Origin of the sequence: Synechococcus sp. 1G10 (assembly GCF_002252625.1) — a bacterium.
Classification (GTDB): Bacteria; Cyanobacteriota; Cyanobacteriia; order PCC-6307; family Cyanobiaceae; genus Regnicoccus_A.
Map to the genome: position 1 here is coordinate 262,498 of NZ_NQKW01000002.1, position 8,540 is coordinate 271,037.

Below are 8,540 nucleotides of genomic sequence, written 5' to 3' on the forward strand. Positions count from 1 at the left end.
CACCAGCCCCAAGCACTCCATGGCCAGCGATCCCGCCATCGCCGCGTTCGGCTCCAGTTTCACGGCGATCACCCTGGCGGAGCTGGGGGACAAGACCTTTTTCGTGGCCTTTCTGCTGGCCGCCCGCCACCGGGCCCGCTGGGTCTTCATCGGGGCGTTCGCCGCCCTGGCGGGAGTCACGCTGATTTCCCTGGCCCTGGGCCTGGGGCTGCGCAGTTTGCTGCCGCCTCAGCTGGTGCCCTGGCTGGCGGCCGTGCTCTTCGGTGGCTTCGGTCTGAAGCTGCTGATTGATGCCCAGGGCATGGGTGACCAGGCCGCCGAGCAGGAGGCCCAGGAGGCCGAGGATCTGGTCAATGCCGCCGAAGCCAGCCAGGACCGGAGTCGGGCGGGGGGCTGGCTGGTGGTGCGGGAAGCCTTCCTGCTGGTTTTCATGGCCGAACTGGGCGATCGCACCCAGTTCGCCACCGTCTTTCTGGCCACCGCGCCTGGGTTCCCCTTCAACGCCCTGCTGGCGGGAACCCTGGCGGGTCATGCCCTGGTCACCGGTCTGGCGGTTGGGGCGGGCAAATGGATCGGCCAGCTCCTCTCCGAGCGTCTGCTTTACCGGCTCAGTGGGGGTCTGTTTCTGGCGTTTGCCGCGGTGGCCCTGCGCCAGGCCCTGAGCTGAGGGCGTACTGCTGAGGACGTACCGCTGAGCCCGCTTCAGCCCTGCCGGCCGCTGTAATGGGCGCAACGCTCACAGGGGCCGTCCGGGAGCACGGCACAGCGCAACAGCGGTGAACGGGCGTTGAAGCGGCAGCTGGGGTCGCCGATCACCCAGCCTCCGTTCCACCAGCGCGCCTCCCTGGGCTGGCGCTCCGCTTTCACCTGCAGGGCCACCGTGGCCAGTTCGTAGCGTCCATTGCGCAGCTGGTAGCGGTGGTGCCGCTGCAGCACCAGGAAGCTGCGGCTTCCATGTAGAAACCAACGGCCGGGCTGGGGAATCTCACCCAGCTCATCGAGCTCCAGCTGGGCCAGCAGCAGGCCACTGCCGGCCTGTCGAAGTTCGATGCGCAAGGGCTTCAGGGGTTCACCTCACCGGCCTCGCCGCTGATTCGTCTGGAGAACCCCCAGAGGAACAGGCCCGCCACCAGGAGCAGCAGGGTCCACTCAGGCGGCACCAGCTGGGGCAGCCCGAGGCGGAGCAGCAGGCGCAGCCCCACCAGCCCGACAGCCAGGTACCCGGCCCGCTCCAGGTTGGTGTACACAGCCAGCCAACGGATGAACAGCTCGGCGGTGAGGCGCAGGGCGATCACGCCGATCACCCCGCCGGTCATCACCAGCCAGAGCCGATCACTGACGGCCACAGCGGCGGACACGCTGTCGAGGGAGAAGGCGAGGTCGGTGACCGCCAGGGTGAGCACCACCGACCCCAGTCCGCCAGCGCCGTGATGGCCGTCCGAATCGTTGCCCGCATGGTCATGAAGGGCCGTGGCGGCAGCGGCATCACTGGCCGGCTCCGGCCCGTCGTCGCTGGTTTCATCGCCGGGTCGCAGCAGGTTGGTCCCGCACAGCCAGAGCAGATAGCCGGCGGCGGCCAGCTGCAGGGGCCAGAAGTTCAGCACCCAGCGGGCCAGCAGGATCAACCCCAGGCGAAACACCAGGGCCAGGCCCAGTCCCAGGTTGAGGGCCTGACGCTGGCGTTGCGGATCATGCAGCCGCCGGGAGATGGCGGCCAGGGCGATGGCGTTGTCGGCGGAGAGCACCGCTTCGAGAGCCACCAGCAGTGGCAGCAGCAGCAGCAGCTCCCCCCACTGATCCGCCCCTTCCAGCAGGGGAGTGAGGGAGGGGATCGACTCCGCTTCCATTGGCGTGCAGCGGGTTCGGTGGCGCCACTCTAGAAAGTCACTGTCACCGGCCTCCCCCGCCATGCTGCTCCGGGCACGACTGGCCCATGCCGACTCCGGCCAGCGGGTGGTGGAGATGAGCGCCTGGGAAAATGGCCGTTGCCTGGGCAGCGCCCTCGGGGAGGCCCCCACGGCTGAGGCCGCCGAAGACAGGGCGCTGCAGCGGCTGCTGCTGCGGCTGAAAGAGCCTGCCGGGCTGTCACATCCGATCGGTGCTCACCAGCCGGCAGCGCAGCCACATGAGCGCCCGGCTCCGCCTGCCGGTCCAGCATCAGCGCCTGCAGCGCCTTCAGCGCCTGCTCCGGCCCTGGAAGCCCCCGCGGCTCCTGGCCGGCCGGCTGCCGCGGAAGCCGAACCGCTGGCTGATCCCGACGACTGGAGCGAGGAACTGGCCGAGCTGGAGCGGCTGCTGAGACAGCTGGGCTGGGAGCGGGAGCAGGAGTCGATCTACCTGGAGCGGGCCTTCGGGCATCCCAGCCGCAGCCGCCTGATCCGCTACGCCGATCTGCTCGCCTACCTCGGCGCCCTGCGACGGCTGGAGCCTGGGGTGGATCCGGCCCAGGCCGCCCTGCCCCTGCGCCGCGCCGACCTCCTGCGGAGCTCCGATGTGCTGCTGGCGCGGTTGGGCTGGGGAGCGGCGGAGGGGCGCGCCCTGCTGGAGCGCGACTTCAACCTGGCCAGCCGTCAGCAGCTCAGCGACGACGATCTGCTGCGCTTCAACGCACTCCTGGCCCAGCGGCTGGAAGCCCCAACCGCGCCCTGCCCGGAGCACGACATTCCTTCGCCAGCAGGGCCGGCCCCAGGCTGAGCTGGTTCTGGTTGGCATAGGCCTCCTGCTCCAGTCGGATCTCAGTGGGGCTGGCCTTGGCATAGACGGGATCCTCCAGATTGCGCTGGCTGATCGGATCCAGCACGATCGAAAGTCCGAGCAGGCTGGGCCGGGCCCCCAGTCCGCCACGACGGCAGCTCTGGGCCACGTGAATCGCCTCGTGGTTGAGCACCCTGGCGAACTCCACGCTCCCCTTCTCGATCACATCGGGGCGGATGCGCAGGGTGCGGGCTGCCGGTTCCCACTCCCCTGCGGCCCGGGCTTTGCGGGGCGGTCCGATCACCACCTGCACCCCCGCCCGCTCGAGCATGGTCAGCAGGCTGGCGATGGCGTCGTGTTCCGCCTGGTAGCTGGGGGGATTGAGGCGCAGTGCCTCGATCTGGGCGATGGTCAGCGGTGGATCCTCGAGGCGCCTTTTGTAGAGATAGCGGATGCGGCCGTTGCCGAGGGGCTCGGCCCGTGGCAGCCAGCTCCGATCGGCTGTCCTCAGCTGGGCCAGAAGCTCAGGCAGATCAACGCTGGTGAGCACCCGATCGCCGGGCCGCGGCGGCTGTGGACGGCTGGCAAGCACCACCTCCTGCAGCTGGATGGTGAGGTCGTGCAGAGCCAGGAGAGTGTCGTTGTGGCCTGGCTGGGGGGAGAGCAGCGCCAGGGCGGCCAGAGCGCCCCCGGCGCTGAGGAGCATGCCCATCAGCAGAGCACCGAGCCCCCCCACGGATCTTCGGGGCCTCTGGCCACTGGGGCGGCGGGCTGGGCGAGATCGGCGCGAGGGACGGCGGGCATTGCTCATGACGGCGCCAGGCGCACGGATGGAGGCAGGTGCTGATGGCCTCAGGTTCTGTTCATAGCGCGTGGGATGGACCCTGGCGGCAGGCCGCGGCCGCCGCCGCCGCTTGCGAAGATCAATCTTCCTGCCTGCCTGCTCCCCGATGCCCCTCACAGCCCTGGTGCGCCAGCTCGAGCAGGTGCCCCTCACCGGGGAGGTGCTTGAGCGCAGTGGGCGGCCCGAGCGTTTGCGGCTGAGTGGGGCGTCCCGGGCGGCCCGGGCGTTGATCGCCAGTGCCTTGGCCCGTCGCGGCGGCAGGCCCCTGGTGGTGATCGTGCCCACCCTGGAGGAGGCCGGCCGCTGGGCGTCACTGCTGGAGCTGATGGGCTGGCCCACAGCCCAGCTGTATCCCACCAGCGAGGGCTCCCCTTACGAACCCTTCGATCCCACCAGCGAGATCACCTGGGGCCAGCTGCAGGTGCTCAGTGAATTGATCGACGCCACCGGCCGCTCCTGGTCGGGGGCGATCGTGGCCACGGAGCGCGCCCTGCAGCCCCACCTGCCGCCGCCTGCAGCCCTGGCCGCCCGCTGCCTGAGCCTGCGTAAAGGCAGCAGCATCGACCTCGAGGAACTGGCCGCCACCCTCACCCGCCTGGGCTACGAGCGGGTGCCGACGATCGAGCAGGAAGGAAGCTGGAGCCGCCGCGGCGACATCGTCGATGTGTACCCGGTGAGTGCCGAGCTGCCGGTGCGGCTGGAGTTCTTCGGGGAAGACCTGGAGAAGTTGCGGGAATTCGATCCCGCCACCCAGCGCTCCCTCGACGCGATCGAGGCGGTGCGGCTCACCCCCACGGGCTATGCCCCGCTGATCGCTGACGCCTTGCGCGAGTCGATGCCGGAGGCGCTCACGGAGCTGCTGGGCGCTGAGGCCCTCGAGCAGTTGCTGGAGGGGGGTACGCCTGAGGGGATGCGTCGCCTGATGGGGTTGGCCTGGGAGCAGCCCGCCTCCCTGCTCGACTACCTCCCAGGCGCCACCCTGATCGCCGTGGATGAACGCCGCCAGGGACTTGCCCACGGCCAGCAGTGGTTCGACCACGCCAGCGACCACCACGCCGAGGTGAGTGCCGCGCTGCCACCGGACTGCCTGCCACCGTCGTTGCACCGGCCGGTGGCGGAAGCCCTGGCGGCGGCCGATCGCTTCGCCGGCTTCGATCTGGCCGAGCTGCACGAGAGCGACCGCCACCCCAACGCCTTCGATCTCTCCAGCCGTCCGGTGCCGGCCCACCCCAACCAGTTCGGCCGCCTGGCTGCGCTGGTGAAGGGGTATCAGCAGGAGAAGAGCCGGGTGTGGCTGGTCTCGGCCCAGCCCTCGCGGGCGGTGGCGCTGCTGGAGGAGCACGACTGCATCGCCCGCTTCGTGCCCAACCCCAATGATGTGCCGGCGATCGAGCGCCTGATCGAGCAGGCCACGCCGGTGGCGCTGAAGCTCAAGGGCACCGCCGAGCTGGAGGGGCTGCAGCTGCCGGCCTGGAAGCTGGTGCTACTCACCGACCGAGAATTCTTCGGCCAGCACAGCCTGGCTGCCTCGGGCTACGTGCGCCGGCGCCGCAAGGCGGCCAGCCGCACGGTGGACCCCAACAAGATGCGTCCCGGCGACTTCGTGGTGCACCGCAACCATGGCATCGGCCGCTTCCTGAAGCTGGAGAAGCTGGCGATCAGCGGTGAGTCGCGCGACTACCTGGTGGTGCAGTACGCCGATGGGCTGCTGCGGGTGGCGGCCGACCAGCTGGGCAGCCTGGGGCGTTTCCGCGCCAGCACCGACAGTCCGCCGGAGCTGAACCGCATGGGCGGGGTGGCCTGGAGCCGGGCCAAGGAGCGCGCCCGCAAGGCGGTGCGCAAGGTGGCGATGGACCTGGTGAAGCTCTATGCGGAGCGTCAGCAGGCGGCCGGCTTCCCGTTCCCCCCCGATGGCCCGTGGCAGGGAGAGCTTGAAGACTCCTTCCCCTACGAGCCCACGCCCGATCAGGTCAAAGCGATCGCGGATGTGAAGCGCGACATGGAGAAGCCCGAGCCGATGGATCGGTTGGTGTGCGGCGATGTGGGCTTCGGCAAGACGGAAGTGGCGATCCGGGCCGTGTTCAAGGCAGTGACCGCCGGCAAGCAATGTGCCCTGCTGGCGCCCACCACCGTGCTGGCCCAGCAGCACTGGCGCACGCTCAGCGAACGCTTCGCTCCTTACCCGCTCAAGGTGGCCCTGCTCAACCGCTTCCGCACCACCACCGAGCGCAAGACGATTCTTGAAGGCCTCAAGAACGGAACGGTGGATGTTGTTGTGGGCACCCACCAGCTGCTGAGCAAGGGCACCCACTTCGAGAAACTCGGTCTGCTGGTGGTGGATGAGGAGCAGCGCTTCGGGGTGAACCAGAAGGAGAAGATCAAGGCGCTGCGCAAAGACGTGGATGTGCTCACTCTCTCCGCCACACCGATTCCGCGCACGCTCTACATGAGCCTCTCGGGGGTGCGGGAGATGAGCCTGATCACCACCCCACCGCCCCTGCGGCGCCCGATCAAGACCCACCTGGCCGCCCGCGATGAGGAGGCGGTGCGCAGCGCCATCCGCCAGGAGCTCGACCGCGGCGGCCAGGTGTTCTACGTGGTGCCGCGGGTGGAGGGGATCGAGGAGGTGGCGGGCCAGTTGCGCGAGATGCTGCCGGGCCTGAAGCTGCTGGTGGCCCACGGCCAGATGGCGGAGGGGGAACTGGAGAGCGCGATGGTGGCCTTCAACGCCGGTGAGGCCGACGTGATGCTCTGCACCACGATCATCGAATCGGGCCTCGATATTCCGCGCGTCAACACGATTCTGGTGGAAGACGCCCACCGCTTCGGTCTCGCCCAGCTGTATCAGTTGCGCGGCCGGGTGGGCCGCAGCGGCATCCAGGCCCATGCCTGGTTGTTCTATCCCGGTGATGCCTCCCTGAGTGAGGCGGCGCGGCAACGGTTGCGGGCGATCCAGGAATTCGCCCAACTTGGTTCCGGTTATCAGCTGGCCATGCGCGACATGGAGATCCGCGGCGTGGGCAATCTGCTGGGGGTGGAGCAGAGCGGCCAGATGGAGGTGATCGGCTTCGATCTCTATATGGAGATGCTGCAGGAATCGCTGGCTGAGATCCAGGGCCAGGACATTCCCGTGGTGGAGGAGACCCAGATCGATCTGCCGATCACCGCCTTCATCCCCGCCGACTGGATTCCCGAGAGCGACGAGAAGATGGCCGCCTACCGCGCCGCCGCCGACTGCCGCGCCCGCGAGGAGCTGGTGCAGCTGGCCGCCGACTGGGTGGACCGCTACGGCGCCTTGCCCTCGCCGGTGGCGAGCCTGCTGCAGCTGATGGAGCTGAAGCTGCTGGCGCGGCGTTGCGGCTTCTCGCGCATCCGGCTGGAGAAGCCCAACCTCGTGCTGGAAACCCCGATGGAGGAACCCGCCTTCCGCCTGCTGCGCCAGGGTCTGCCCCAGCATCTGCACGGCCGGCTGGTGTATCAGGGCGGCGGCGGCAGCACGGCTAAGGTGCTGGCCCGGGGGCTGAATGTGCTGGCTGCCGAACGCCAGCTCGACACCCTCAAGGAGTGGCTCTCGGCCATGGCCGAGCAGATCCCCGGAGCCGATGGCCTCACCGACGCCCAGCGGATCGAGCAGCTCAGGGCGAAGAACGAGGCGGTGCTGGTGGTGTGAATCCCTTGGTGCGTGATTTCCTGAGCCGCTATGTGGATGCCCGCAGTCAGCGCCTGGAGGCGTTGGCCAGTTTTGAAGCGGTCGCCGCCAGCAGCCAAGGCATCAGCCACCAACCCTGGAGCCGAGAATCCCTGTACGAACGCACCTGATGCGGGTGTTCGTTGACACCAACCTCTGGTGACCCGCTAACTTCAGCGGTTACTTGGTGATGCAGAGATCACGGCTCTGCTTACAGCCATGGCTGGCGTTGAGGTTGTCAGCACGGAGCTGAATCTAATTCTCGATGCCCATCAGATGGCGTTGCGGCACCAGCCCAGCTGGTTCGATGCTCTGAAAGTAAAAGCAGCCTTCCGCAGCGGCTGTCCGGCGCTATTCGGCAAAAATTTAAACATTAATCTCGAATGGGTAAGCTGCAGCTGATCAATCCACTTCTTGACTGAATGGGATGTCTGCGCTGTGGGCTACCCCATCACGTCGTTGAGTATACGGAGCCGATGGCCGGGTTATGATCTATCGCACAACCAAGTAGATGGTGCATGTTCTTCGCAGGCAGGATGGCCGTCAGCGCCGACTTGCATTCATGAACCACCTGCAATGCGATTCAATTGTCAAGTCATGTACCTTGCTTATGGAGGAAGAACGAGGCGGTTAGCCCCCTCGGGACTGGCAGCTAGCCTTCCCAGCCTGTTCACACTTGAATCAGGATATCGGTCCTCAGAATTTATACCTGTGATCATCACTCCAAGAGACGTGGCCTGAGGCCCATCCTCTTGGCAATCGCGGTGCTGGTTTCGCCGCCGCAGCAGGCCAGAACGATCTGAGTGCGCTGCACGATTGAATGCGGCAGAGTCCGTGGGTTGGCGATGCCCTGGAGCTGTTGAACTTCGTTGTCGCTTAGGACCAGCGTCGGCATCGGACGACCACGCGCCAAGTTATACCCTGGGAGACACTACTAATCGCAGCCGCTGCTGGTGACGCTTCTGGGCTACTGCGCCGACGCCCTCGTCACATTGTGCTTCTTTCCGTATGCGATCAAGCCGTTGCGCAGCGGCGATACCTGGGGGCGAACTCCCCCTCTGCCCCCATGTCCAAGACAGAAGCGGCCAAAAATGTAGCGGTGAATACCGCTCTTGAGGATTTGCCTGGATCTTGGTCTCAAATCAGGTATCCGGGGTCTTAACTGAAGTAAAGGGCACCTCGAATAATCGGTTAAATCGGCGCCAACAAGAAAGCAGGAACCAACTCAGCCCGGCATGCCACGGCTACACCAAGGGCCTTATCGCACAGATAAATATGTTCTCTAGTCCTTCGGGAAGTTCAGCCAGCGACGGC

The 8,540-nt window shown here is 67.1% G+C and carries 8 protein-coding genes; 5 read left to right on the forward strand and 3 right to left on the reverse strand.

What is annotated here, in order from left to right:
• The first annotated feature begins 19 nt into the window (after positions 1 to 19).
• Entirely contained in the window at positions 20 to 667 is a 648-nt protein-coding gene (locus CJZ82_RS03390; RefSeq protein WP_094554376.1) for a TMEM165/GDT1 family protein, read from the forward strand.
• A gap of 35 nt (positions 668 to 702) precedes the next feature.
• Here the strand turns inward: CJZ82_RS03390 and CJZ82_RS03395 are convergent, their stop codons facing one another.
• Both CJZ82_RS03395 and CJZ82_RS03400 read right to left on the reverse strand, forming a co-directional pair.
• On the reverse strand, positions 703 to 1,056 hold the full coding sequence (locus CJZ82_RS03395; RefSeq protein WP_094554377.1) for a DUF6464 family protein: 354 nt from the start codon (positions 1,054 to 1,056) through the stop codon (positions 703 to 705).
• 5 nt (positions 1,057 to 1,061) lie between these two features.
• Positions 1,062 to 1,847: a TerC family protein gene (locus CJZ82_RS03400; RefSeq protein ID WP_094554378.1), complete on the reverse strand. Its 786-nt coding sequence runs from the start codon at positions 1,845 to 1,847 to the stop codon at positions 1,062 to 1,064.
• Between the two features lie 61 nt (positions 1,848 to 1,908).
• On the opposite strand from CJZ82_RS03400, the gene CJZ82_RS03405 reads away from it, so the two are divergent.
• A complete protein-coding gene (locus CJZ82_RS03405; RefSeq protein WP_094554379.1) occupies positions 1,909 to 2,694 on the forward strand; it encodes a hypothetical protein in 786 nt (261 codons plus the stop codon).
• On the opposite strand, the gene CJZ82_RS03410 is transcribed toward CJZ82_RS03405, so the two are convergent.
• Positions 2,603 to 3,505, reverse strand: coding sequence for a hypothetical protein (locus CJZ82_RS03410; protein ID WP_233130003.1), 903 nt, complete (start codon positions 3,503 to 3,505; stop codon positions 2,603 to 2,605). The genes CJZ82_RS03405 and CJZ82_RS03410 overlap by 92 nt on opposite strands.
• A gap of 139 nt (positions 3,506 to 3,644) precedes the next feature.
• On the opposite strand from CJZ82_RS03410, the gene mfd reads away from it, so the two are divergent.
• The 3 genes from mfd (at position 3,645) to CJZ82_RS17655 (ending at position 7,628) form a co-directional block, all read left to right on the forward strand.
• Positions 3,645 to 7,208: a transcription-repair coupling factor gene (gene mfd / locus CJZ82_RS03415; protein WP_094554380.1), complete on the forward strand. Its 3,564-nt coding sequence runs from the start codon at positions 3,645 to 3,647 to the stop codon at positions 7,206 to 7,208.
• 5 nt (positions 7,209 to 7,213) lie between these two features.
• Complete coding sequence (locus tag CJZ82_RS18225) at positions 7,214 to 7,357, forward strand: hypothetical protein (protein ID WP_233130004.1); 144 nt, start codon at positions 7,214 to 7,216, stop codon at positions 7,355 to 7,357.
• Between the two features lie 88 nt (positions 7,358 to 7,445).
• Positions 7,446 to 7,628: a PIN domain-containing protein gene (locus tag CJZ82_RS17655; RefSeq protein ID WP_143593521.1), complete on the forward strand. Its 183-nt coding sequence runs from the start codon at positions 7,446 to 7,448 to the stop codon at positions 7,626 to 7,628.
• Positions 7,629 to 8,540: the final 912 nt, after the last annotated feature.

Excerpts from the sequence above, each read along its gene's own strand:
- CJZ82_RS03390 (WP_094554376.1), top strand. The coding sequence starts at position 20 with ATGGCCAGCGATCCCGCCATCGCCGCGTTCGGCTCCAGTTTCACGGCG.
- CJZ82_RS03410 (WP_233130003.1), bottom strand. The coding sequence starts at position 3,505 with ATGAGCAATGCCCGCCGTCCCTCGCGCCGATCTCGCCCAGCCCGCCGC.
- CJZ82_RS03405 (WP_094554379.1), top strand. The coding sequence starts at position 1,909 with ATGCTGCTCCGGGCACGACTGGCCCATGCCGACTCCGGCCAGCGGGTG.
- mfd (WP_094554380.1), top strand. The coding sequence starts at position 3,645 with ATGCCCCTCACAGCCCTGGTGCGCCAGCTCGAGCAGGTGCCCCTCACC.
- CJZ82_RS03400 (WP_094554378.1), bottom strand. The coding sequence starts at position 1,847 with ATGGAAGCGGAGTCGATCCCCTCCCTCACTCCCCTGCTGGAAGGGGCG.
- CJZ82_RS17655 (WP_143593521.1), top strand. The coding sequence starts at position 7,446 with ATGGCTGGCGTTGAGGTTGTCAGCACGGAGCTGAATCTAATTCTCGAT.